The organism is Microcoleus sp. PH2017_35_SFW_U_B (genome assembly GCF_020737865.1).
GTDB lineage: Bacteria > Cyanobacteriota > Cyanobacteriia > Cyanobacteriales > Microcoleaceae > Microcoleus.
In genome coordinates this window covers 8,160-33,797 of sequence record NZ_JAEQDE010000088.1, presented here as the reverse complement: position 1 = coordinate 33,797, position 25,638 = coordinate 8,160, and the positions used below count along the sequence as shown (strand labels likewise).

Below are 25,638 nucleotides of genomic sequence, written 5' to 3'. Positions count from 1 at the left end.
AAGCTGCTATTGGCAGGGGCATTGTTATAATAGATCCTTCGTATATTAGCGATGTGAGTTACATAAACGATACTGGCAAAGCAGTACCGTACTCGCTACTTGGTGCCCTACTTCACGAGCTTGGTCATGCGTTGACTGGAAAACAAGATAATGGTTCTAGCACTGACTACCAGGGGGATAACGTTCGCTATGTAAACCAAATCTGGAGCGAACTTGGTTTGGATAAGCAGATATCTTACATAGGGCAAGCCAAAGGCAATCTTCACAGGGTTGGCAAGGTTTGTTTGTCCCCAGCGCTCGCGCCTCAGAGCAATCGCAGGGTCTGTTTTTCACATCGTTTTTCCCGGTATACTATCTTAAGTAAACCGTATTGATTTATAAGAGACTTTCCCTGTTTGCCAAAGTCTGTCATAACTTTAAAAAAATGGTATAACTGTATTTCCCAGCCTAGGGTTAGGATACAAACCAATATGTCGCGATCGAGATTTTAAATCAAATTTAATATGCTAACTCTACACCCGCTTTTAGATTTCACGGAAAGGTCGATCGACGAAGAGGGAGGGTCGATCGACTCTAGCCCCAGTTATTGGTACGAAGGGCATTGCCCTAAAAGTGCGGATCTGCTGAGATTGCCACGTACTCGAATGTCTGAAGAAATCGCCAGGGGTTTGATGCAGTACCTTGCTGCTGACGATTCCTACGATCGCGAGGGGAAGATGTACGGCATCTTGCTGGTGGAAATGCCTTGGGGGGAACAGCGAATTCTCAAAGCATTTTCTGGGTTGCTGAACGGTTCTAGCGTTGTTGACGGGTGGGTGCCACCGATTCCGGGGCGATCGCGAGTTGCTTTGACAGAAGCGCGCACGCTAGCCCAATTGGAAGCAATGAAACAGGAACTGATTGCACTGAATCAACTCCCGCAGCGACAGGAATATGCAGCCTTATTGAGCGAATTTGAATTGCAATTGCAAGTTTTGAATGCGCGGCACCGCAATTGCAAGCAGCAGCGAGACGAACAACGTCAGCTAAGCAGTCAAACTCTCGCAGGAGACACACTCTTAATAGCCCTGGAAAAACTAAATCAAGAAAGCCGTTTGGAGGGAATTGAATGCAGGCAATTAAAACGGCAGCGGGATGCAATATTGCAGCCTCTAAAAAAGATCGTTGAAGCTGCCAATGAGCGGATGCGGGTGCTCAAACAAGGGCGAAAAGAACTTTCCCGCCAACTTCAGGCCGAGATGCACGCAGCTTACACTCTGGTGAATTTTTTGGGAAAATCGCGATCGATCCAGGAATTGATGCCAACTAATTCTATTCCGACTGGCACCGGCGACTGCTGCGCGCCAAAATTGCTGCACTGCGCGGCAGCAAACAATCTGAAACCGCTAGCAATGGCTGAATTTTGGTGGGGGCCGCCATCGGGTGACAAAGTTCCGGGAGAGTTTTATGGTGCTTGTAGCGATCGGTGTCAGCCGTTGATGGGTTTTTTGCTGTCAGGATTGCCACAGAATCCAATTGTTTCGGGGGCGAAAGCTTACCCAGCTTTTTCAGAGCCAGCTAATAGCAAAAGTCTCTCAAAAGCTCCATTAAAAAAAAGTGTAAATCAGTCTTTTAATGGTGGCATCGAAGCCCGCCCGACAAGCCAGACTTTTAGGGGCGGGCTAGAAGCCCACCCCACAACTCATCAAAACAATCATGGTGGAACGGGCATCTTGCCCGTTACCGATCGCTCTTGGGGCGCGCCAGATGCCCAACCCCTAGGGGCGCGCCAGATGCCCAACCCCTACTCCCCACAACTCATCAAAACAATCATGGTGGAACGGGCATCTTGCCCGTTACCGATCGCTCTTGGGGCGCGCAAGATGCCCATCCCACAAATCTCAAAAAATTTGCTGGAACGAGCATCTTGCCAGTCACCAATCCCCAGGAAATGCTGCCAATTGTTTATGAAGACAAATGGTTAATTGCAGTCAACAAACCCCCAGACTTGCTGTCAGTTCCAGGTCGTTATCTGGAAAATCAAGATAGCGTTTTGAGTCGCTTGCAAAACTTGTTGCCGGATGGGTTAGAACTGACGGCGGTGCATCGGTTAGATTTAGCAACATCTGGGATTTTGTTGCTGGCGCGGGACAAAGAAACCAGCAGTCAACTAAGCCTGCAATTTGAGAAACGGCGGGTTCACAAAGTTTATGAAGCAGTGCTTTCGGGGACTGTCAACATAGAGGCGGGGACGATCGCACTCCCGGTAAAAAAAGACCCGAAAAATTCCCTGGTTCAGCAAGTTAATTTGGAGTGCGGAAAACCCAGCATTACTAGGTTTCAGGTAATGGCGAAGGAGGGAAATTGTACTCGCGTCGAGTTTTGGCCGCTGACGGGGCGCACGCATCAATTGAGGGTTCATGCAGCGGATGTTCGAGGGTTGGGAATACCGATTTTGGGCGATCGACTTTACGGATGTCGCGCCCCTGCGAATCGGCTGCACTTGCACGCGCGGGAACTCTCCTTTGAGCATCCGCATTTGGGTTCAAGGCTCAGCTTACAGGTGGCGACGCCATTTTGATCGTGCGGGCGATCGCAAGTCCGATAGTGCGATCGCCTGAAAGTAGAATAACAAGTTATATTGACTTTGCTAGCTATCGGCAATGAGCAGCTATTTCTTAGTTGAGGCGCTCGGTTGGGGCGATACCAAGTCTCGCAACCGCTTTCGTCGGTTAGGACTCGATGCAACAATATTCGTAGGGTGCGTCGCTATTCTTAATCCCTAAATTCTATCGACTTGGGGAGTGGCGACGCACCTGACACATAGGACTCGTGGAAACAACCCTCCGTTTCAATCCGCCCAACAATTATTGGGTCGCACGACTTTTTCTAAATGGTATAAGATATGCAAGGGTCGCATGAATTCAGTTGACAGTTGACAGTTGACAATTGAAAGCACTTAACAAAAGAAGGAAGAGGATTAAAGTAATGAATCGTCTGATTTTAATTTATCCCTTTTAAGGAGAGGCTTTAAACCAATTCTTTCTGGTACACAATTAAACTGCTTTAGTTGCTGGCGCATTCGACTGTTTAACTTTCCACCAGCGCTCAATCAAGTTAAGATCGGATAAATAAGGATTCGAGAGACTCCCGCGTGTAAACGTGCGGGGAGTCTCTCAACAGCTCTTTGCCAGCTTCTAGAGAAGGGGAGCATCTCAGTTTGGCATTTACAGTCGAGCGTCCCCGCTCGCACTACTATAAAAAATGCTTCTTGCAAAACTGAGATGCTCCCTAGAGAAGTGCTTTATACTATTTATAAAAACCATTGGCACAACATAATTGTTAGGTTTGTTAACAATAATCATGGCAGAAACCAGGTGCGTCGATGTGAGACGATCGATTTTTATTTATAAGTCAATACGGTTCACTTAAGAGAGATCCCCCCTAACCCCCCGAACCAAGGGGGGGACAAGAATGCTCTCAAAGTCCCCCTTCTTAAGGGGGATTTAGGGGGATCTCCGGGGTATAAAAAGTGTTAAGTGAACTGTATTGATTTATAAGTTTGAAGGGCGACGCACCCTACAGCTACTAGATAAGTGCTTTCCTGAACACAAATATTTTTTTTAGCCGGAGTTTCGCGGACTATTTATGATAAACCAGGTTGTTGATTTAAGCCAAACTGTCGATTTAACCAACTGCGATCGCGAACCGATTCAAATTCCAGGGCTGATTCAGCCCCACGGGGTGCTGTTGGTTTTGCAGGAGCCTGACTTGAAGATTGTCCAGGTCAGCAATAACGCGTTGGCTTTGCTAGGTCAACAGCCCCAAGATCTGTTGGGCAAACCGCTATTAAACTTACTCGCTCCTCAGCAGATTAATGCAATTCGGCAGTGCTTAAGCGAAGACTTTGAGTATGTGAATCCGTTAGATATTTCTCTAAAAGCTCAAACAAAATTACTTCATTTTGATGGCATTGTTCATCGCTGCAATACCATAATTTTTTTAGAATTGGAACCAAAAAAGAAAAGACAAAAAACAGACTTCTTCCATTTTTACCAGCGATTAAAAGGAACGATTACTAAAATTCAAAAGGCTCCAACCTTGCTGGAAATGTGCGAGGTTGTAGTTAAAGAAGTGCGAAAAATCACTGGATTCGATCGCGTTATGGTATATCAATTTGATGCCGCAGGATCCGGACGGGTGATTGCAGAAGATCGGGTAGAAACGCTAACGCCTTATCTGGGCTTGCACTATCCGCCCAGCGACATTCCCCAGCAAGCGAGACAGCTTTATACCCTCAACTGGCTGCGGTTAATTCCAGACTCCTCCTATGAGCCTGTGGCGTTAGTGCCAGCGCACAATCCCTTAGACTCGCGCCCGACGGATTTGAGTTTATCGGTGCTGCGGAGCGTGTCTCCCGTACACTTGGAATACCTCAAGAATATGGGTGTATCAGCCTCCATGTCTATTTCACTGATCCAAGACCAAAAACTATGGGGGCTGATTGCTTGCCATCATTCGACGCCGAACTATGTGCCCTATAGCGTGCGAACCATGTGCGAGTTTGTGGGGCAGGTAATGTCGATCGAACTTGCAAACAAACAAGATCGTGAAGACTTAGACTACAAAATGACATTGAAGTCGCTCCAAAGCAAGTTTGTAGAATCGCTATCTCAGTCAAAAAGCTTCTGGGATGGATTAGTTCAACTCAACTCGAACCTGCTAGATCTGGTGGGTGCGACGGGAGTGGCGGTTTGCGCGGGAGAACAAGTTATTTGTATTGGTGAAACGCCGCCAGAAGCTGAAATTCCTGCCCTGCGGGAATGGATTAAAAGCCAAATTCAACACAACCTGTTTCAAACCCGATCGCTATCTGAAATTTATCCAACCGCAGAGTCATTTAAGAGCGTTGCGAGTGGACTGTTAGCATTAGAAATTTCCAAAGTCAACAAAAATTATATACTCTGGTTCCGTCCAGAAGTGATTCAAACAGTCAACTGGGGCGGCAACCCGAACAAACCTGTCGAAGTCACAATCGATCGCGAGATGCGGTTGTCTCCTCGCAAATCCTTTGAACTCTGGCAACAAACGGTGCAGGGCTGCTCGTTACCTTGGAAGTCCTGCGAGATCGAAGTCGCCACCGAACTGTGCAGCCTGATCGTCGGGATTATCCTCAGTCAGGCAGATGAAATGGCAAAGATTAATCTAGAATTGGAACGCAGTAACACTGAACTAGATGCCTTCGCTTACGTCGCATCCCACGATCTCAAAGAACCGCTGCGCGGCATTCATAACTATTCCAATTTCTTGATAGAAGATTACGGGGAGGTGTTGCACGAGGATGGCATCGCTAAATTGCAAACGCTGGTGCGCCTAACCCAACGCATGGAAGATCTGATTAACTCTCTGCTACACTATTCTCGGCTGGGACGCACCGAACTTTCGCGCCAACCCACAAATCTCAACGATTTAGTGCGACAGTCGATCGACATTTTAAAGATCGGCGGGCCTCCGCAAGCGATCGAGTTTCGCACTAAATCGTTGCCGACAATTGCCTGCGATCGCACTCAAATCAGCGAGTTATTCACCAACCTGATTAGTAACGCGATTAAATATAATAATAAAACCGAGAAATGGGTGGAAATTGGTTTGATCGAATCAGAATCCGCGAGCAGTAAAGACCCGAGTTTATATACCTTTTATGTGCGAGATAACGGCATTGGCATCCCCCAAAAGCATTTGGAGCGAGTTTTTCAGATATTCAAGCGACTCCACGCACAAGACGAATATGGTGGCGGTACAGGGGCAGGTTTGACGATCGTCCAAAAAATTGTCGATCGACACGGGGGAAAAATTTGGGTAGAATCGACGCCCGGTGAGGGCAGCACGTTTTACTTCACATTGTCAGCAGCGGTCAAACCATGACCGGATATTCAGCGATGCGTGCTATGCAACTCCCTCCCTTGCTGATCGTTGAAGACAGCGACGAAGACTTTGAAGCGTTCCAACGTTACCTACACCCATCTTTTTCGCAAATCCCCGTCTATCGCTGCACTAATGGCGATCGGGCCCTGGCGTTTCTCTACCGCACCGAACCCTACACCAATCCTAACACTGCTCCGCGTCCGGGACTGATTGTGCTAGACCTCAACTTACCGGGAACGGATGGGCGAGAGGTACTATATAAAATAAAACAGGATCGTAATTTGAAAAAGATTCCGGTGGTTGTTTTCACCACATCTAACAATCCCAAAGACATCGCAGCCTGCTACGAACAAGGAGCGAACAGCTATATCATCAAACCTATGGATTTTAAGCTGTTGAAGCGAAGTATTCAGACGTTGTTGAGCTACTGGTTTGAAATCACGATGCTCCCTGTTCAGTCTCCGGAGGAAGACCAATTATGAGTCAAGTTGAGCGCACTGTTTTGATTGTGGAGGATAACCGTGATCTATCCCAACGGCAGAATCAGGTGGGCGCTGAGCCTGGGGAAAGTGTTTTATAATGCGATCGGGCAAGCGATGCGGATGTCGGGCGTAGATTTGGATATCACCGATCGCAAGCACACCGAGGAAGCACTGCGTCACAGTGAAGAGTTTAGAAAACGGGTGTTAGACAGCAGCAGCGACTGCATCAAAGTGCTGGATCTGGATGCACGACTTTTATACATAAATACAGGAGGGATGTGCCTGTTGGAGATCGACGATCTCACCCCCTATTTGAACGCGGAATGGCTCTGTTTTTGGCAAGATGAAGCTCGGGAAGAGGTGGAAGCTGCGATCGCGGCGGCGAAGGCAGGAGAAGTGGCTAGATTTCAGGGCTTTTGTGCCACCGCCAAAGGCACGCCAAAATGGTGGGATGTCGTGTTAGCACCGATCCGGGATGTGGCAGGCCAAGTTGTACAAATCTTATCGACTTCGCGGGATATCACCGATCGCAAACAAGCGGAAATCGAACGCGATCGCATTCTGCAATTAAAACAAGCTGCCCTGGCCGAATCGGAAAGAGTTAACCGCATCAAAGACGAGTTTCTGGCGGTGCTTTCTCACGAGTTGCGATCGCCCCTCAACCGGATCTTAGGCTGGACGAAGTTGCTGCAAACTGGCAGGCTGAATGAAACCAAAACTGTAGCAGCGTTAGCGACGATCGAACGGAATGCCCTGGCACAGGCTCAATTAATTGACGACTTGCTCGATATGGCTCGCGTGCTGCGCGGCAAACTGAGTTTGAATGTGACTGCTGTCAATTTGTTGTCTACCATTGAATCTGCGATCGAAACAGTGCAGACTGCCGCCACCGCCAAGTCAATTCTGATTCATCACGTGCTATCCAATATCGGGCAAGTGTCTGGGGATGCGGTTCGCCTCCAGCAAATTGTCTGGAATTTGCTTTCCAACGCTGTCAAGTTCACTCCCAATGGTGGACGGATAGACGTTCGACTAGAGTCAGCAGACAACCAAGCGCAGATTGTGGTAACAGATACGGGTAAAGGCATCAATCGAGACTTTTTGCCCTACATCTTTGAGTCTTTCCGTCAAGAAGATGCTTCTGTTACTCGCAAACACGGGGGGCTAGGGTTGGGACTGGCGATCGTTTATCAACTGGTAGAAGCCCACGGCGGAACAATCAAAGCTGACAGTTTTGGGGAAGGAAAAGGAGCCACTTTTAGAGTCAGCCTGCCGCTGCTGAACGTCAAAACAGGGGAAAATCCGGACAAGTTATTAGAAGCAGAACAGGATCTCAGAGGCATCCGAGTGTTGGCAATTGATGACGAGGCAGACAGCCGGGAAGTAATCGGCGCATTCCTGGTTATGGCTGGAGCGGAGGTGATGACAGTTGCATCTGCGGCTGAATTTATGGTAGCCCTAGAGTCGTTTGTGCCGGATGTTTTGGTGAGCGATATTGGAATGCCAGAAGTCGATGGCTACAGTTTGATCGGATATGTGCGTTCTCTATCACCGGAGCGGGGGGGGCTGATCCCGGCGATCGCATTGACTGCCTATGCTGGAGAAATCAACCACCAACAAGCTCTGGCAGCAGGCTTTCAGAGGCACATTTCCAAGCCTGTGGAGCCAAATCTATTGGTTGGGGCGATCGCTGATTTACTGAGCAAATAGCTATGAAAACATCAGCCATAAATTGAGCATATCTTGATAACTTATTTCTCAATAATAGCTCATACCTAATACTTTTAACAAGACCATTTCCGACTACCTTTACCTTTCAATGCGTTCAAGTTATTCCCTCATATATATCATGTTCGCAGTGCGGACTTAAGTCCGCAAAAACGGTTCGTAGTGCGGACTTAAGTCCGCAAAATGCACTCCGATTCCGACTGAAGTCGGCACTACGAACTTATCTCCCGACTGAAGTCGGCACTACGAACTTATCTCCCGACTGAAGTCGGCACTACGAACTTATCTCCCGAATCTCCGAAAATGGGCTAGGAGTGTCGATCGGCAACCTAGAAAGTTGAGATTCACAACGTTTGGGCCTATCCTATTAACCTGAGGGCATCTGAAAACATCCGAGCTGCTAGCTCAGCTTTTGAGATGCCCCAAAATAATCAATAGCCAAGCATTTTTAAGAAAATGGCACAAAATCACAAGTCAACGGTTATCATCACCGGCGCATCCTCCGGCGTCGGCTTGTACGGCGCCAAAGCCCTTGCAGACAAAGGATGGCACGTAGTCATGGCCTGTCGCGACGTGCGAAAAGCCGGAGACGCCGCTCAAGAGTTGGGCATACCTCAAGGTAGTTTCACGATTATGCACATTGACTTGGGCGATTTGGAAAGCGTGCGCCGATTTGCTCGGGAATTCAAATCAAGCGGCAGGCCTCTAGACGCTTTGGTGTGCAACGCAGCTATCTATCTGCCTTTGATTAAGGAACCGCTGCGGAGCCCTGAAGGTTACGAGTTGACGATGACTACCAATCACCTCGGTCATTTCCTGCTGTGCAATCTGATGATGGATAGCATGAAACCTTCCTATTATCAAGATGCGAGAATCGTGATTTTGGGAACTGTGACTCACAATCCAGACGAGTTGGGTGGAAAGATTCCGCCGCGTCCTGATTTGGGCAAGTTTGAGGGTTTTGAAGCGGGTTTCCAAGATCCGGTTTCGATGGTAGATGGGAAGCAGTTTGAACCTGTCAAGGCTTACAAAGATAGCAAAGTTTGCAACGTGCTGACGATGCGGGAATTGCACCGCCGCTTTCACGAATCGACGGGGATTAATTTCACTTCGCTGTATCCGGGATGCGTGGCGGATACGCCACTTTTCCGCAATCACTATCCTTTATTTCAGAAACTTTTCCCGCTGTTTCAGAAGAATATCACCGGCGGTTATGTGTCGCAGGAGTTGGCGGGCGAAAGGCTGGCAATGGTGGTTGCAGATCCAGAATACAAGCAATCTGGGGCTTATTGGAGTTGGGGAAATCGTCAGAAAAAAGATGGTAAGTCTTTTGTGCAGAAGGTTTCTCCGCAGGCGCGCGATGATGAGAAAGGTGAGCGGATGTGGGAGTTGAGCGCTAAGTTGGTGGGATTGACTGACGGAGCTCCCATGGGTGCTGCTAGTGCGAGCCGCCCTGCATAATTAGGTTTGTAGTGAGGACTTTAGTCCTTCTTCTTGCGGACTAAAGTCCTCACTACGAACCTTGACGCACACAGGTTTGTAGTGAGAACTTCAGTCCTTCTTCTTGCGGACTAAAGTCCTCACTACAAACCTGTAGTTTGTGGGATGGGCGTCCCGCCCGTCTTTAAAGGACGGGCGGGACGCCCATCCCACAATAATTAAAATTCTAAGTTATTTAATTCGCGCTCCTAAGTTATTTAATTCTCATTCCTTACCAGGAAAAATTGGTTTAAATCCCCAAGCCTTGTAGGGAGAAATTAAAAAAAGACGATTGATTGCTCGACTCCTCTTCCTTTCCGGTAGAGGTCTCCCTCCTTTCGTCAAGTCAACTGTCAACCTGTATGCTGTCAACTGTCAACTGTCAACTGTCAACTGTCAACTGTCAAAGATATTTTTGCGGATCTGCATCCGGTTGCTGCGTAAGTTTTGGCGGAGGAACCAAAAGGTCGATCGACCTTTTGGTTTTTAGCCGTTGGGAAATTCTTGGCAGTGCCCGGTGTTGCCTTTTTTTCGGTTAAGATTAATTGTTAGTTTAGGGTGCGCTGGTTCCTTAAAATATTTTCACCCAATCTAGCGAAATAATAATTATATCATATGAACTGTAGATCGCAAAAATTATTTTTAATTGCTGGAATCTTTGGCTTAGTTTGGTTGGGAAAACCGACGAAAACATCCGCGAGCAACGTTGAAATTTTGACTTCAAATGTTGAGGATTTGGCAACAGTCCGCAGCGGAGCCGATCGACCTTTACGAACCAACGACACGAATCTTGACACCCGGGAAGACTTGCCGGCCACTGAGTCCGATCGATCGACTTTGGCACCAATTCTACCTGCGGAAACTCCCGATTTACAGCCAGAAGCTGCCAATTCTGTCGATCGCACATTCGCCACGAACGATCGAGAAACTCAGCTTTCTAACCGAGATCAAAAGCTAAAAGAAAATATAGGTATCGATCGAGATTCGCAACTGAGCCAACTGCCCAACCCAATTCAACCCAGAGAGCCGGAATTGCCTGCACCAATAGCCCCGCAACCGCCGCCGCCGTCTCCCCTCCAACCAACTCCCCCAACACCAGTTCCCGGCGATTCCAGACCGGGGATTCCGGGTACAATTCGGGTTTTGCGGTTTGAATTTGAGGGAAACACAGCTTTTAGCGATCGCGAACTCGCAGCAGTTACGCAACAGTTTGCGGGGCGCGACATCACCTTTGCCGAACTGATCGCAGCAGAAGGGGCAGTGACTCAAAAATACGTAGCAGCAGGATACATCAATTCCGGCGCTGTAATTCCCGCCAACCAAACATTTCCCAGAGAAGGAGGTGTGGTGAAAATTCGGATTGTCGAAGGCGGATTAGATGAAATTCAGATTAGTGGAAACAGGCGTTTAAATGCCAATTACGTGCGATCGCGCTTGGAACGTGTCACCAGGCGGCCATTGAATCGCGATCGGCTGCTGGAAGCGTTGCAAATGCTGCAACTCGACCCCTTAATTGCCAATATTTCGGCAGAATTGCAAGCTGGAAGCCGCCCGGAAAACAGCCGTTTAGAAGTGCGGATTAAAGAAGCAGACAGCTTCAGCGGCGAAGTTTTTCTAGACAACAATCGATCGCCCAGCGTGGGCAGTTTTCGGCGCGGCGCGCGCATCAATCAAGCGAATTTGCTCGGTTTGGGCGACGGATTAGAGCTATCCTACGCTAACACCGACGGCAGCAACGAATTCAACGGCAGCTACACAGTCCCCGTCAACGCGCGCAACGGCACGATTCGGTTTGCTGCGAGTGCTGCGAGCACTAACGTGATCGAGGAACCGTTTGATGCTGCGGAAATTGAGGGGAAATCGCGAACTTACGAGTTAACTTACCGCCAGCCGATCGTCGAAAAGCCCGATCGCACTTTGGCTGTGGGAGTAACTTTTTCGCGCCAAGAAAGCGATACATTCCTGTTGGGAGAAAGATTTGCGCTGTCAGCGGGAGCAAACGAGCGCGGCGAAACGCGGGTTTCGGCGGTGCGGTTTTTTCAAGAATACGTGCAGCGGAATTCCCGACAAGTGCTCGCAGCGCGATCGCAGTTTTCCATCGGTACCAATTTTTTGGGTGCTACTGCGAACGATAGCGGCCCTGACAGTCGCTTCCTGGCGTGGCGCGGACAAGCGCAGTACGTGAGGCTGCTAGCGCCGGAAACCTTGCTAATAGTGCGTTCCGACATTCAGTTCGCCGATCGCCCGCTGCTTTCCCTCGAACAAATCGGGATCGGCGGCGTGCAAAGCGTGCGCGGATACCGGCAGGATTTGTTGTTAACTGATAGCGGTGCGATCGCATCTGCGGAGGTGCGTATCCCAGTTTGGCGCGTGCCGAAAGTCAAAGGATTGTTGCAAGTCGCTCCGTTTGTGGATTTTGGGGTAGGCTGGAACAATTCCGGAGAAAAAGCGAATGCTGACTCTGACAAACTTTTGGGTGCGGGTGTTGGATTGGTGTGGCAAATGGGCGATCGGCTGAATGTGCGATTAGATTATGGTTTTCCTTTGATTAATGTCGGAGGGGGCGATCGAACTTTCCAGGAAAAAGGCTTCTACTTTCGGATCAATTATTTTCCGTTTTAATATTGTAGGTTGCGTTGAGTGCGATCGAAACCTAATCTTCGCTTCGCCCAACACTTCAGCAACAGAAGAAGATTTTGGTGGGTTTACCAAAATCTTCTGACCATCTGCCTCTTCGACTTGTTAGCCCTCTACTGAAGACTCAATTAGATTTGGACAAATTTCATGGCAATTATATTTGTGAGAGTATTCCAAGTACTTTTGGAACGACCGAAAGAAGCCGCGCTTGACCGTGCTTCGGCTTTATATGTATCCCAAAGGCGATCGACAAGCATCATTCCATATTTCTCCCACAATTCTTCCACAGGACTGATCCACTGACCATCTTTAATCAAAAGACGGAAAGCTGCTAAAACAGGCATCACAAACGGTGGTGCAACAGTAAGGTTAAAGGTTCGCCCTGTAATCAAAGTAGATGGTTGATTACTGCATCCACTGACTTTAGAGATGACAATCTTTTTGCCATTGCTACTGTGCCCATTCAGAGCTTGATGAGTCTCCATAACTTTTTCCTCCAACCACAAAATCTCAGGTAACAAAGGGAGAATATGTTCGTAATTTTTGTTACTCCATTTACTTACAAGAGAACCCTTGCCCGTATAGGCAGTTATGGGATGACTCTCTTTTCTGAAATCAAACAGCTCATTATTCAGCAAAGCAAGTCGTTGAACAAGATCCACGACAGTGTATTTTGGAGCATTATCTGGGTTATCCTCAAATTCATTTGGCTTGAAAATCACATTTTTGCGATATTCTGGAGGTAAATGCTTTTCAATTGCCTGCCAGTCCCCTTCAAGATTCTTTAGTGCATAATCTGGCACTGCCTTGGATAGATTTCTGGCACGACTAATACTTGCAACATTCTCTTCATCAACCCCAACTGCTACCGTGACTTGAACATGAGCTTCGTGAATAGTTGGATAATTTTCTCCTCGCTTGTGCTTCCCATATAGAGCGTGCATCAGAGCCTTGTAGGTGTGTCCTCCATTAAGAACACCGTGCCCCAGAAAGTCTTCTGTTTCTTCGTTCGGCTCATTGTATATGATTCGGACTTTAAAGTCTCCGCCCTCAACTCGTTTCGCTTGAAGGGAGTCAACAACCAGCATAATTCCGTTGTTGTTATAGATAAACTGCTGCGGTTCTAACCTTAAGGTTTCTAGCATAGCCTTTGCAGGCTTTGCAGTCAGGTCAGCATTCCTAGCATTTGGTCCGAAAGGAAAACCTTGTGGTAAATCTTTAACTGCTAATGTTAAAGACCAAAGCTGCCGCTTATCGTCGCTATCTTGAAACACGCGACAGGCAGATTTGGCAGAGAATTGAACTTGCTGCTTATCTTTCATAATTCACTTTTCCTTTGTTCAACAGAACGATTAATTAGGTTCAACAGAACCTATCTACTAATCTAGCACAGATTTTTGAAAAGGCAAGCCTAGTAAATATCCTCTTTTAGCCAACTCACAAAAATTAGAGAGCTAATTGTATGGCAGTTGGGGTGCAATACTGGATATAATCGAAGCATCCATCTTTGCCAGTTGACGTTGAAGAATACTCAGATGATCTGTATCCAGTAAATATTTCATAGCTCATCTTGAGCTTTGAGGAGAGACTCATCCCCTTGGCGAATCGCTCGTCCATAGGCAAGTAGCTCCTCAAAGGCAGGTTCATCTTTGAAAGACCCTATAATTTGCTGCAACCAATTCGTCGGTTGAGAAGCTACAATTTGGTTCTGCAACTGGGCGATCGCTGCTTCCACTACTGCAAGCCGTTTCTCTAAAGAAGTGTTAATTGCCATTTGAGTTTCCCTAGTTAATCCTTTCACCACGGGAGGTACTGAACTTGACCTTCCAACTCTCCCTCCTGACTGCACTCTACAAGGACAAGAATGTCCTCAATCACTCGTCCGATCGGAGCATCCGTGCTAATTTCGATCACCCCTGGCATCGGCTGACTTTGCCTCACTCGATCGTAGGCATAGCGAGTAATCGTAGCGACATCGTGAGTCAGCAGAATACGCCCTTCCTGCGCTGCCCACTCTAAGACGGTTGGATCATCTTTCCCTGACAGCCCAACATCTTGTACGCGAACGATGTCGAGCTTTAGGTTACGGCGAAATAACCCTCGAACGATCGTATTGTCGAAGTTTTCATCAGCAAGAAATTTTAACATGGTTCTTGCGCTGTTTTGCGGGCAAGCAGGCGATCGCGCAAGCCTTGTGGGTCGAATTTTGCTTGATTCATAGTGCGAATCTCTTGCGATTGCTGCCGTCGCTGTTGCAAGTACGCTTCTACTTCCGATTCGTGCTTGAGATAGAAGGCGATCGTGGCATAAACGTCAGCTAGATTCAGAGACGGATAGCGATAAACAGTTTCTTCTGCGGTCGCGCCCTGCTGAAAAACACCGATTACAGTATCTAATGTAACGCGAGTTTTGCCGACGAGAATCACACCATCTTCATTTGCATTTAAAGGAGCCCGTTCAGCTACGATTGTCAGTGTCATAAGCATCTTCAAATTCAATATCCCAATAGTAGCAAATCCACTCGTCGCGCTTCCAACATTGCAGCCACGTCCTCATCTGTCGGTGCGGGTTGGTCTGTCTTTAGCAAGCCTCGCATCCGCTGAATCGCACCAGAACGATCGCCCCTGGTAACTGGCGGATATTGCAAGGACTCAATGATGGCGCTCACTAACGCAAGGCGATCGCTCGGTGGCAGTTTGAAGACCTGCTCTTTGACTTCTTCTAGCAACATAGACGGCTCCTAAGATTGAAGGTGTCTACCATCTAGTATGAACGATTGCGTTCTCCATGACCAGGTAGAATTAGCTCTGTTCCCGGTAACTCATTCAAACTCATGACTCTTTCTCCTCTGAGTTATATCAAATCCCGTAGCATCAGAATTTTTCATCTCTCTTATCTCCCTCTGTGTTCTCTGCGTTCTCTGTGGTTAAATCACGATCGTGCAACGGTCAACGATCTTACATTCAAAACCTTTGATAAATTTCTCACATTTTAGCGCTGACAGTCAAATTTTATTAAGTGGCGGTCTCGATCGCTACTTGGATCGCGATCGCACTGATACGATCCAAATATATAATTATAATGGAACCGGAAACGATATAAATCCTAACCTAGTTAACACAAGAGGGCTTGTCTTATGGTTCAGACAAAAACTAAACTAACATTTGTAGAGTTTATCGAAAAGTACCCCGACGGATCGGGCATCTACGAACTTGTAAATGGAGAGATTGTCAAAGTGGAAGCAACCAGAGCTCATAAAAATGTAGCACGATTTCTAGTATTTGGCTTTAACGATGAAATCAGGCGCTTGGAACTTGACTATATCGTTGACAAAGATATAGTTTTCAGAACTGTAACAGCGAGGGGGCAAGAGCAAGGCAGAAATCCTGATGTCGGCGTGGTCAAGGCATCAGTATGGAATAGCAATGTCCGCGGCTACGGAGCCCTTACCGAACCTATACAATTAGCAGTAGAAGTAACTTCAACTAACTGGGAAGACGACTATGTTGATAAGTTGGATGAGTATCAACGGCTCGGTATTTGTGAATATTGGATTGTGGACTATTTAGCTATCGCTTCTAGGGCTTATTTAGGTAATCCCAAAATTCCCACAGTTTTTGTTTACTCTTTGGAAAATGACCGCTATTTAGTTCAAAGTTTTACAGGTAATGAGCGCATTATCTCTAAAACTTTTCCCGAACTAGAAATCACTGTAGAGCAAATTGTGATTAGCAGCCAAATGCAAAACCTTTAGAGAAACGAGATGAGCTTACACAGATCGACTTTATCCTAAAAATAATTTTTTTATGCCTCGCTTACATTACTCCCTACTGTTTGCCTTCCTGTTGCTATTTCCCGCAAGTGCGATCGCCCAAATCATCCCCGACAGCACTTTAGGTGCCGAAAGTTCGCGCCTTGTACCGGATACAATCAACAACTTACCCTCAGATCGCATTTCAGGAGGCGCAACTCGCGGCTCTAATCTCTTTCACAGTTTCCGCTCCTTCAACATCGGTGAAGGGCGGGGACTTTATTTTGAAAATCCCAGCGCAGTTTCTAACATCTTCACCCGCGTCACGGGCGGGCAACCCTCAAATATTTTAGGAACCCTCGGAGTCCAAGGCAATGCCAACTTATTTTTAATCAACCCGAAAGGAATTGTCTTCGGCCCCAATGCAAGATTAGATTTGCGCGGTTCATTTGTCGCTTCAACGGCTGACAGTATTGTATTTAAGTTGGTCTGAGATTTAGAGACAATCCCGGTACAATTGTCAATCAATCCACAGCTACAGGAACAGTCAATCTCCCAGCAACATCTCCCGTAGCGATTCCAATTACCGAGAGAGTTGGCTTAGCAGTAGACAAGGGTCAAACTTTAGCACTGATTGGCGGCGACATCCAAATCCCAGGTGGCAATTTAACTGCTAGTGGCGGACAAATTTTGCTCGGTAGCGTAGCCAGTCCTGGTTTAGTAGATTTGGCACTAACCCCTGGTGTATCCGGGCCTGGTAATCTTACTTTAAATTATGGCAACATTCAAAACTTTGGCAATATTCAAATATCCAATGGTACGCTGATTAACACGAGTGGAACAGGTGGCGGTAGAGTAGAAATAACAGGTGGAAATATCGGTATCAACGCTGCACAAATATATGCGTTCACCTTCGGAAATGCTGGCGGAAAAGGTATTGATATAAACGCCCAAAAAATGCAAGTAAAAAATGGCACGCAATTGTCTACTTTCACTTTAGGAGATGGTGCTGGAGGTAATATCAATTTGCGCGGTGCTGATTCGGTAGAAATGAGCGGGCAGGGAATTGAGAGCTTTCAACAAATTGTAATTAAATATCTCCTATCGGGAACAGTTGACCCTTTTGACCCTAAGTTTATGTTTTTTAACGGTACTGCTGGCGCCGGAAATGGGGGAAGCGTCAACATCGATACCGGACGGCTGCTGATGCGCGATGGGGTAGTAGGTAGCGGCATTACTTTAGGTGCTGGAAATGGCGGCAATCTGAATATCCGCGCCAACACTTTTGAAATCGCGAGTTCTGGAATCAACAACGCCACAGCTAAAGATAGTAGCGGTGCCGGAGGAAGCATCAACCTTGATGTTGGGCGGTTAATTATGCGCGATGGTTCCCTTCTCGGCAGTACGAGTTACAGTAACGGGCCGTCGGGAAATATCACCGTAAAAGCTGCTGAATCGGTAGAACTGTCCAACTCCAGTAGCAGAACTGCTATATCAACTGGAATCAGCACTCTCAGTATCGGTTCTAGCGGCAGAGCAGGGGATATTACGGTTGATACCAAGCGCTTGAGTCTTGCTGACGGTTCTGCTTTTACATTAGGAACAGGTATATTAGTGGGCTTTCTGTTTTCCAGGAACGGCGGAGCGGCGGGAAACTTAACAGTTAGGGCCAGCGAGTCAGTGGAAATTACAGGAATTTCTCCTGTTTTGACTAGCGGGAATCGCACTGATAGTGCGCTGAGTTCTGCAACTTTGAGTTCTAGTCGGGGCGGGAATATCCGCGTCGATACGCCGAGGTTGGTGGTGCGGGATGGGGGGCTAATTTCTACGAGATCTTTTGGTGCTGGAAATGGAGGTGATGTTACTATTAATGCCGATCGCATTGAAGTCAGTGGCATCAGCAGTAACGGTTTATCTGTCAGTTCAATTGATGCTTCTGTCGGCAGCCGGTTCCCGATTAATAGTCCCAACCCGACGGCGAATGCTGGCGAATTGAATCTTAATACCCGTCAATTGATCGTTCGGGATGGCGCTACAGTCACGGTGCAGGCTAGGGGAACCGGACGGGCTGGTAATATCAATGTTGTCGCAGATGCAATTTCCCTTGACGCCAAAAGCAGCATTGACGGCACAACTGTATCCGGTACGGGTGCAAATATTAACCTGCAAGCAAAAAGCATTGAGTTGCGACGCGGCAGCCGGATTACTACCGATGCAGGTAATTCCGACGGCGGTAACATCAATCTCAACAGCCAGATTCTAGTCGCCCTCCCCCAAGAAAATAGCGACATCACCGCCAACGCCCGCACCGCAGGTGGCGGCCGCGTCAATGTTAATGTCCCGAATGTCTTGGGCTTTGCAGCAGTCGGCCGGGAACAAGTCAGAAGCAGGTTGAATCTCAGTGACGCGCAATTTGCAGCTTTGCAAGTCAGTCCTACTTCTCTGCTTGAGAGTAGCGACATCGCCGCGATTTCTCAAAGTGCAGGCCCGGCTTTGCAAGGTACTGTTACTTTTAGTTCTTCTGGGGTGAATCCCGCTCAAGGTTTGGTAGAATTGCCACAAAATGTGGTGAATCCGGCTGCATTAATTGCGGCAAATCCCTGCATTGAAGGAGCCGATAACGAGTTTACTGTTACTGGTCGGGGGGGAGTGCCTCCTAGCCCCAATGACTCTCTGGGTAGCACAGAAACACCGTTTCCGTGGATAGAAATAGAAGAGGAAGGAAGAAGGAAGAAGGAAGAAGGAAGAAGGAAGAAGGGAAGAAGGGAAGAAGGTGAAATTCCCGATCGGGAAGTTGTTCCTGCTCAAGGCTGGGTGATGAATGAGAAAGGGGAAGTTACGCTGGTGGCTGCGGAAGTTGCCGGTCAATTTCCACAGCGCACGAGGCGTCCTGATTCTGTTTGTCAGCCTCGATAACTACAAACAGGGCAAATGCTAGAAATTTTATGACCGAATGTTAGCTAACAAAAGGTTGATTATGATTTTCCAATATCTCTACTTATGGCAGATTTGCCAAATTAATGAACTCAAAGACCGAGACAAATACTATATTTTAAGAGTGATTTACCTTTTAGATCGCGATCGGTCGATTACGAAAAGAAAAACGGTTCGTAGTGCGGACTTTAGTCCGCAGAATAAGAGCGGACTAAAGTCCGCACTACGAACTTTACTTGTTGCGGTCAATCGACGGAACCTGATATTATTTGCATTTTTTTACCTGTGTCTGTTTACTGAAAGTGCGATCGCCCAAATCGTCCCCGACAGCAGCTTGGGAGCAGAAAGTTCGCGCCTTGTACCCGATAATATCAACAACTTACCATCAGAGCGAATCACTGGTGGCGCCACTCGCGGCGTGAATTTATTTCACAGTTTTCGAGAATTTAACATCAAAAGTGGAGAGGGAGCTTATTTTGAAAATCCCAGCGGAATTGCTAACATCTTCACCCGCGTCACGGGCGGGCAACCCTCAAATATTTTAGGAACCCTCGGAGTCCAAGGCAATGCCAACTTATTTTTAATCAATCCCAGAGGACTTATTTTCGGCCCCAACGCTCGGTTAGATTTGCGCGGTTCATTTGTCGCATCAACTGCTGAGAGTATTGAGTTGGTCTGAGATTTAGAGACAATCCCGGTACAATTGTCAATCAATCCACAGCTACAGGAACAGTCAATCTCCCAGCAACATCTCCCGTAGCGATTCCGATTACAGATCGAGTTGGCTTAGCAGTAGACAAGGGTCAGACTTTAGCACTGATTGGTGGCGACATCCAAATCCCAGGTGGCAATTTAACTGCTAGTGGCGGACAAATTGCACTCGGTAGCGTAGCCAGTCCCGGTTTAGTAGATTTGGCACTGACATCGAGTCCACAGCAGGGGAGTTTAAGTTTAAATTATGGCAACATTCAAAACTTTGGCAATATTCAAATATCCAATAGTACGCTGATTAACACGAGTGGAATAGGTGGCGGTAGAGTAGAACTAAAAGGTGGAAATATCGGCATCAATGCTGCACGAATATATGCGCTCACCTTCGGGAATATTGATGGAAAAGGTATTGATATAAACACCCAAAAGTTGCAAGTGCAAAACGGGACGCAATTGTCTACTTTCACTTTTGGAGATGGTGCTGGAGGTAATATCAATTTGCGTGCTGCTGATGCAATAGAAATCAGCGGGCTGGGAATTGAGGGCTTTCAACAGATTGTAATTAAATATCTGGCATCGGGACTAATCGACCCATTAGCTGCGAACTTTGTGTTGCTTAATGCTACTGCTGGCGCTGGAGCAGCCGGAGACATTAAAATCGATACTGGACGCCTGCTGATGCGGGATGGTGCAATATTTGGCGGCATAGCTTTTGGTGCTGGAAATGGTGGAAATTTAAGCATCCGTGCGAATACTTTTGAGATTCAGGGTTCTGGGAGCAACAACGCAACAACGAAAGGGAGTACCGGTGCGGCAGGAAATATCACCGTTGATGTCCAAAGATTGATCCTGCGGGATGGTGCTATTCTCGCCAGCACTAGCTACAATGCTGCCCGATCGGGAAATATAACAATTAAAGCTGCTGAATCGGTACAATTGTCGAACACCATTTCTCAAACTGCTGTCGCAAGCGGCATCAGCACGCTTACCATCGGCTCTACCGGAAAGGCGGGAGATATCACTATCGATACAAAACGGCTGAGTCTTTCTGGGGGCTCCGCGTTCACCTTGGGGAGCGGTGTTTCGGTTGGCGGAGTTATCTTCTCTACGAATGGGGGGCCAGGAGGAAACTTAACTGTTAGGGCTAGCGAATCAGTAGAAATTGCAGGTATTTCTGAAGTTTTGAGCAATGGGAATCAAGTTGCTAGTGCTTTTTCCTCTGGAACAATTAGTTCTAGCCGGGCCGGGGATATCCGCATTGACACGCGAAACCTGATTCTGCGGGATGGGGGCTTCATTTCTTCTAATTCTTCGGGTAAAGGAAACGTGGGGGATATTACGATTAATGCCGATCGCGTCGAAGTAAATGGTAGTTTAGGTAATCCTCGTTTTAACAGTTCTATTGATGCTTCTGTTGGCAAGGCGACGGGTGATAATCCCAATGCTACGGCAAATGCAGGTTCGGTGAACCTGAATGTCGATCGATTGATTGTCCGGAATGAAGGCAATGTGACGGTGCAAGCTTTGGGAACCGGGCGCGCTGGTAATATCAATATTGTCGCAAATGCGATCGGCCTTGACAACAAAGGTAGCATTGATGGTAGAAGTGCATCCGGTGTCGGAGCAAATATTAACCTGCAAGCACGAGACATCCAATTGCGCCGCGGAAGTCGAATTACCACCGATGCGGGTACTTCTGAAGGTGGCAATATCAATATTAATAGCAATACTTTGCTCGCCCTCCCCCAAGAAAACAGCGACATCACCGCCAACGCCCGCACCGCAGGTGGCGGCCGCGTCAATGTTAATGTCCCGAATGTCTTGGGCTTTGCAGCAGTTGGCCGGGAACAAGTCAGAAGCAGGTTGAATCTCAGTGACGCGCAATTTGCAGCTTTGCAAGTCAGTCCCACATCTCTGCTTCAAAGTAGCGACATCACCGCGATTTCTCAAAGTGCTGGCCCGGCTTTGCAAGGGGCGGTAACATTTACTGCTTCTGGGGTAAATCCCGCTCAAGGTTTAGTAGAGTTGCCACAAAATGTGGTGAATCCGGCTGCGTTAATTGCTGCTAATCCCTGCGTTGAAGGAGCCGATAACGAGTTTACTGTCACGGGGAAAGGAGGAGTGCCACCGAGTCCTAATGACTTTCTTGGTAGCGCACAAACGCCGTTTCCGTGGGTGGAAGCAGAAGGAAGTTCGGCAACGAGCGCTGTACGGGATGTAACGGATGTAACGGATAGAAGTCCGAAGGAAGAAAGGGAAAAAAAAGCTCGGGAAGTAGTTCCGGCGCGCGGTTGGGTGGTGAATGAGAAAGGGGAGGTGACGCTGGTTGGATACAATCCAGGTAATGCTGCTGAGTCTCGCAATCCTCGATCGAATTCTCTTTGTCCGTCGCGCTGACAAGATGTTTTTTACGGCGGATAAACGCGGATTAATTGGGTGCATCTCAATGCAAGCAAATATGTTTGTATGGGCTATAGCATGACCGCAGTGAATATAAGATTATAACTAATAACTTATATGCAGTCATGCTTCTTCAGGCTTCAAAAACCAGATGCACCCGATTAATTGGTGATTGGTAAGTGGTGTACTGAATTTAAATTGTCTATTTTAATGCAATACAATTGAGAGCAGACCGCCAAGAGAGCAAAAGCCATGTGAAAAATAAATTCTGCGATGGGAGCATCTCAGTTTTGCTATAGTGCGAGCGTCCCCGCTCGCGTGCGTCCCCGCTCGCGTGCGTCCCCGCTCGCGTGCGTCCCCGCTCGCGTGCGTGTATAAGCCAATACGGTTTACTTAAGACAGTCCGTTGGAAAAACGAGGTGAAAAATAGACGCTGCGATTGCCGCGCGTGGACGTTCGCAATGACAAAAAAGCATTAAGTAAACCGTATTGGTGTATAAGCACGCGAGCGGGGACAGCACTAAAATAAAAAATGCTTCTTACAAAACTGAGATGCTCCCTTCTGCGATTGCTTCGTTCCTCGCAATGACAATTATCACCCAATACAGTTTACTTAGGACGGTACAGGGGGAAAAAGCAATGTGAAAAATAGATTCTGGGATTGCTTCGTTCCTCGCAATGACAATTATAACCCAAGCCTATTGTATTTTAATGCCCTATTTCACCCTCTCCCACTCTCTCCCCGTCTTCCTACAAGTGCTTGAATATGAAATTTACCCGATCGCTCCGACAAGCAATTCTCTTATGTCTGATATCCTGTCTGCTAGCGGTGGCGATTCCTCCCGCAGTTGCTCAGATGCGGTCACCACCAGCGGTGCAGCTTGTCCGACAAGCTCGAACTCTGTATGCTTCAGAACGTTTTTCCGAAGCTGTGCCGCTGTTACAGCAAGCGGCGACGCAATTTGAGGCAAAAGGTCAAAATCTCGATCGCGCTGCGGCTTTGAGCAATTTAGCTGCAACCTACGGGCAATTAGCGCTTTGGGAACAAGCAGAACAAGCTGTGAATTCGAGTTTGTCGGTGGTGCGGGCGCAACCCAAAACTCCCGAACAGCAGCGGATTTGGGCGGAAACTCTCAACATTCAAGGACAGATTAAACTCGAACGGGGGCAGACTCAAGATGCGATCGACATTTGGACGCAAGCTGCTAAATTTTTTGAGCAAATTGATAGCAAAAATCAACTTTTGCAAGTTCAAATCAATCAAAGTCGAGCTTGGGAAACTCTCGGACTTTACCCCAGAGCTTGCAAAATATTGTTAGGTTCTTTGAACCTGGAAAACAAAACCTGTGAAGTTTTGCCCGCAGGCTTAGTAAGTTTGAAAAATCAATCTGTTTCCTTAGAAAATATTCGGGCAATTAATGCTTTAGCCAGGGTGCTGCGGGTTTTGGGACAACTGGAACGCTCGGAGGATTTGCTGTCAGCGGGAATGGAAGCAGCCCGAAAAATAGGTGTCCCACAAGAAGAGGCTGCAATTTATTTGAATTTGGGAAACACAGCCCGGGCTAAAAGCAATAAACCGGGTTTGAGTATGGAAAAGCGGACTGATTTGGAACGCTCCGCCTTAGAATATTATGCTCTAGCGGCAGAGGCGATGCCGGGGAAATCAACTATCGGGATGCAGGCGAGGTTGAATCAATTGAGTCTGTTTGCAGATAGCCAAAATGCCTCGGAAGCACAGATTTTGTGGCGTTCTCTTGAACCTCAAGTCGCTCAATTCCCTTCCAATCGTGCTGGGCTTTACGCTCAAATTAATCTAGCACAGACCTTGATTAAATTGGATAAATTACCAATCGGTACTCCAGGTTTGAGCGATATCGCTCAAATGCTTTCCTTGGCTGGGGAATCGGCAAACCGTTTGGGCGACAAACGAATACAAGCTTATATTTTAGGAGCTAGGGGCAAGGTTTACGAACTCAAACAACAGCATTCTATAGCTGAAACTTTGACTCTTGAAGCTTTGAGTTTAGCACCGGCGTTTCAATCTCCCGATATTGCCTATCAATTATTGTGGCAACTCGGACGGATTCGGAAAGCTCAGGGGAATACAGAAGGGGCGATCGTTCAATATACTCAAGCTGTAAATGTATTGTCTTCTCTGCGCGGCGATTTGGTAACAGTTAATCCCGAAGTGCAATTTTCGTTTCGGGAAAGTGCCGAACCAGTTTATCGGGAATTAGTCGGGCTGCTGTTGCAAGATGAATCCCCCACTCAAGATAAGTTAAAACAGGCTCGCCAAACGGTGGAATCTTTGCAGTTGGCGGAATTGGATAACTTTTTTCGGGATGCTTGTGCTGATGCTAAACCAAAGTCGATCGAGGAAATCGATCCGACGGCGGCGGTGATTTACCCAATTATTTTGAGCGATCGTTTGGAGGTAATTTTGTCAATTCCCGGCAAGCCTCTGCGCCGCTATACGACTAAGAAGTCTCAATCCGAGTTAGAAACAGCCTTCAAACTAGCCAAAAATACCATCAGGCCTTCTGCTTTTGTGCGCGACAGGTTCCCACCTATTCAACAGGTTTACGACTGGTTAATCCGCCCCGCAGAAGCCGATTTGACTGCCAGCGGGATTAAAACGCTGGTATTTGTGCTCGATGGTTACTTGCGAAATCTGCCGATCGCAGTGCTGCACGATGGCGAAAAGTTTTTGGTAGAAAAATACAGTATTGCTTTGGCGCCGGGACTGCAATTGCTGGCACCGAAACCGCTCAGCCAAGTAAAGTTAAAAGTGCTAACTGGTGGCTTGTCGGAATCGCGTCAAGGCTTCTCGGCTTTGCCGGGGGTGAAAGAGGAACTCGAACAAATTTCAGCCCAGATGCCGGCGAGTGCGCTGCTGAATCAAGATTTTGTCAGCACGCAGTTGCACGATCGCATTAAAGCTTTGTCTTACCCGATCGTCCATTTAGCAACTCACGGTCAGTTTAGCTCGAATGCGGCGGATACTTTTATTGTGACTTGGGATCAAAAAGTAAATGTTAAGGAGTTCGATCGACTTTTGCGATCGCGCACTGGGGAGAAACAACAGCCGATCGAGCTTTTGGTGTTGAGTGCTTGCGAAACTGCTTCCGGCGATAACCGGGCCGCATTGGGTTTAGCTGGCGCCGCAATTCGATCGGGTGCTCGCAGCACAGTCGCCACCCTTTGGCAAGTAAACGACGAATCTACCGCTATTTTTATGACTGAGTTTTACCGCCAGCTTGGTGGTTCTAAAGCCAGCAAAGCTGAAGCCCTCCGCAACGCTCAATTAACCCTGCTGCAAAACGAAGAGTATCAAAATCCTTATTTCTGGGCGCCTTTCGTGCTAGTAGGGAATTGGCAATAAGTTGACAGTTGGCTGTTGACTGTTGACTGTTGACTCCGAAAGCAGTTTGTAGGGGCGGTGCCCCCTGGCCCGCCCTCTTAGTTGGGTGGTTTTATTGTCGGGAAAAGAAATCTGAAACTACCAAAATTATTGATCGAAGATTGGCTCGTGCTTGGGCCAAGGTACGTAGTTGCGCTTCAGCGCTCTTTCCTAGATCTCAGCAAAGAGTGCTCCCATCCCAACAACATACC

At 47.6% G+C, this 25,638-nt stretch carries 18 protein-coding genes; 13 read left to right on the top strand and 5 right to left on the bottom strand.

The annotated features are described in order from the left end of the window. The first annotated feature begins 503 nt into the window (after positions 1 to 503). The 7 genes from JGK36_RS23825 (at position 504) to JGK36_RS23795 (ending at position 12,215) form a co-directional block, all read left to right on the top strand. Positions 504 to 1,964: a hypothetical protein gene (locus tag JGK36_RS23825; protein WP_293201143.1), complete on the top strand. Its 1,461-nt coding sequence runs from the start codon at positions 504 to 506 to the stop codon at positions 1,962 to 1,964. Continuing rightward, on the top strand, positions 1,931 to 2,560 hold the full coding sequence (locus JGK36_RS23820) for an RluA family pseudouridine synthase (RefSeq protein WP_293201141.1): 630 nt from the start codon (positions 1,931 to 1,933) through the stop codon (positions 2,558 to 2,560). Before JGK36_RS23825 ends, JGK36_RS23820 begins: the two co-directional genes overlap by 34 nt. 1,067 nt (positions 2,561 to 3,627) lie before the next feature. Continuing rightward, positions 3,628 to 5,904, top strand: a complete 2,277-nt coding sequence (locus JGK36_RS23815; protein ID WP_293198209.1) for an ATP-binding protein — start codon at positions 3,628 to 3,630, stop codon at positions 5,902 to 5,904. A gap of 23 nt (positions 5,905 to 5,927) precedes the next feature. Further along, positions 5,928 to 6,386 (top strand): response regulator, encoded by a 459-nt coding sequence (locus tag JGK36_RS23810; protein WP_293179202.1) that lies wholly within the window; start codon positions 5,928 to 5,930, stop codon positions 6,384 to 6,386. Positions 6,387 to 6,425: 39 nt separating this feature from the next. After that, positions 6,426 to 8,096 carry an ATP-binding protein gene (locus JGK36_RS23805; RefSeq protein ID WP_293193697.1) on the top strand — a complete coding sequence of 557 codons (1,671 nt, stop codon included), beginning with the start codon at positions 6,426 to 6,428 and terminating at the stop codon, positions 8,094 to 8,096. 474 nt (positions 8,097 to 8,570) lie between these two features. Beyond that, positions 8,571 to 9,575, top strand: coding sequence for a protochlorophyllide reductase (locus JGK36_RS23800; RefSeq protein WP_293179196.1), 1,005 nt, complete (start codon positions 8,571 to 8,573; stop codon positions 9,573 to 9,575). A gap of 633 nt (positions 9,576 to 10,208) precedes the next feature. Beyond that, positions 10,209 to 12,215, top strand: coding sequence for a ShlB/FhaC/HecB family hemolysin secretion/activation protein (locus JGK36_RS23795; RefSeq protein ID WP_293198207.1), 2,007 nt, complete (start codon positions 10,209 to 10,211; stop codon positions 12,213 to 12,215). A gap of 143 nt (positions 12,216 to 12,358) precedes the next feature. Here JGK36_RS23795 and JGK36_RS23790 read toward each other — a convergent pair whose 3' ends face one another. From JGK36_RS23790 to JGK36_RS23770, 5 genes are all read right to left on the bottom strand, one after another. Next, on the bottom strand, positions 12,359 to 13,552 hold the full coding sequence (locus JGK36_RS23790) for an AIPR family protein (protein ID WP_293179190.1): 1,194 nt from the start codon (positions 13,550 to 13,552) through the stop codon (positions 12,359 to 12,361). A gap of 236 nt (positions 13,553 to 13,788) precedes the next feature. Beyond that, complete coding sequence (locus tag JGK36_RS23785) at positions 13,789 to 14,004, bottom strand: hypothetical protein (RefSeq protein WP_293179187.1); 216 nt, start codon at positions 14,002 to 14,004, stop codon at positions 13,789 to 13,791. Positions 14,005 to 14,027: 23 nt separating this feature from the next. Beyond that, complete coding sequence (locus JGK36_RS23780) at positions 14,028 to 14,378, bottom strand: DUF5615 family PIN-like protein (protein WP_293179184.1); 351 nt, start codon at positions 14,376 to 14,378, stop codon at positions 14,028 to 14,030. After that, positions 14,372 to 14,710 carry a DUF433 domain-containing protein gene (locus tag JGK36_RS23775; RefSeq protein WP_293179181.1) on the bottom strand — a complete coding sequence of 113 codons (339 nt, stop codon included), beginning with the start codon at positions 14,708 to 14,710 and terminating at the stop codon, positions 14,372 to 14,374. The genes JGK36_RS23780 and JGK36_RS23775 overlap by 7 nt, the downstream gene beginning before the upstream one ends. Positions 14,711 to 14,724: 14 nt before the next feature. Further along, positions 14,725 to 14,961, bottom strand: a complete 237-nt coding sequence (locus JGK36_RS23770; protein ID WP_293179178.1) for a hypothetical protein — start codon at positions 14,959 to 14,961, stop codon at positions 14,725 to 14,727. A 405-nt stretch (positions 14,962 to 15,366) separates the two neighbouring features. On the opposite strand from JGK36_RS23770, the gene JGK36_RS23765 reads away from it, so the two are divergent. From JGK36_RS23765 to JGK36_RS23750, 6 genes are all read left to right on the top strand, one after another. Further along, on the top strand, positions 15,367 to 15,984 hold the full coding sequence (locus JGK36_RS23765; RefSeq protein WP_293179175.1) for a Uma2 family endonuclease: 618 nt from the start codon (positions 15,367 to 15,369) through the stop codon (positions 15,982 to 15,984). A 52-nt stretch (positions 15,985 to 16,036) separates the two neighbouring features. Then, complete coding sequence (locus tag JGK36_RS33975) at positions 16,037 to 16,474, top strand: filamentous hemagglutinin N-terminal domain-containing protein (RefSeq protein ID WP_367120254.1); 438 nt, start codon at positions 16,037 to 16,039, stop codon at positions 16,472 to 16,474. Positions 16,475 to 16,671: 197 nt separating this feature from the next. Further along, positions 16,672 to 18,897, top strand: coding sequence for a filamentous hemagglutinin (locus JGK36_RS23760; protein ID WP_366516595.1), 2,226 nt, complete (start codon positions 16,672 to 16,674; stop codon positions 18,895 to 18,897). A 61-nt stretch (positions 18,898 to 18,958) separates the two neighbouring features. Further along, positions 18,959 to 19,594, top strand: a complete 636-nt coding sequence (locus JGK36_RS33970) for a filamentous hemagglutinin N-terminal domain-containing protein (RefSeq protein ID WP_367120253.1) — start codon at positions 18,959 to 18,961, stop codon at positions 19,592 to 19,594. A gap of 233 nt (positions 19,595 to 19,827) precedes the next feature. Next, complete coding sequence (locus JGK36_RS23755; protein WP_363319647.1) at positions 19,828 to 22,023, top strand: filamentous hemagglutinin; 2,196 nt, start codon at positions 19,828 to 19,830, stop codon at positions 22,021 to 22,023. Positions 22,024 to 22,792: 769 nt separating this feature from the next. Beyond that, complete coding sequence (locus tag JGK36_RS23750; RefSeq protein WP_293198205.1) at positions 22,793 to 25,408, top strand: CHAT domain-containing protein; 2,616 nt, start codon at positions 22,793 to 22,795, stop codon at positions 25,406 to 25,408. Positions 25,409 to 25,638: the final 230 nt, after the last annotated feature.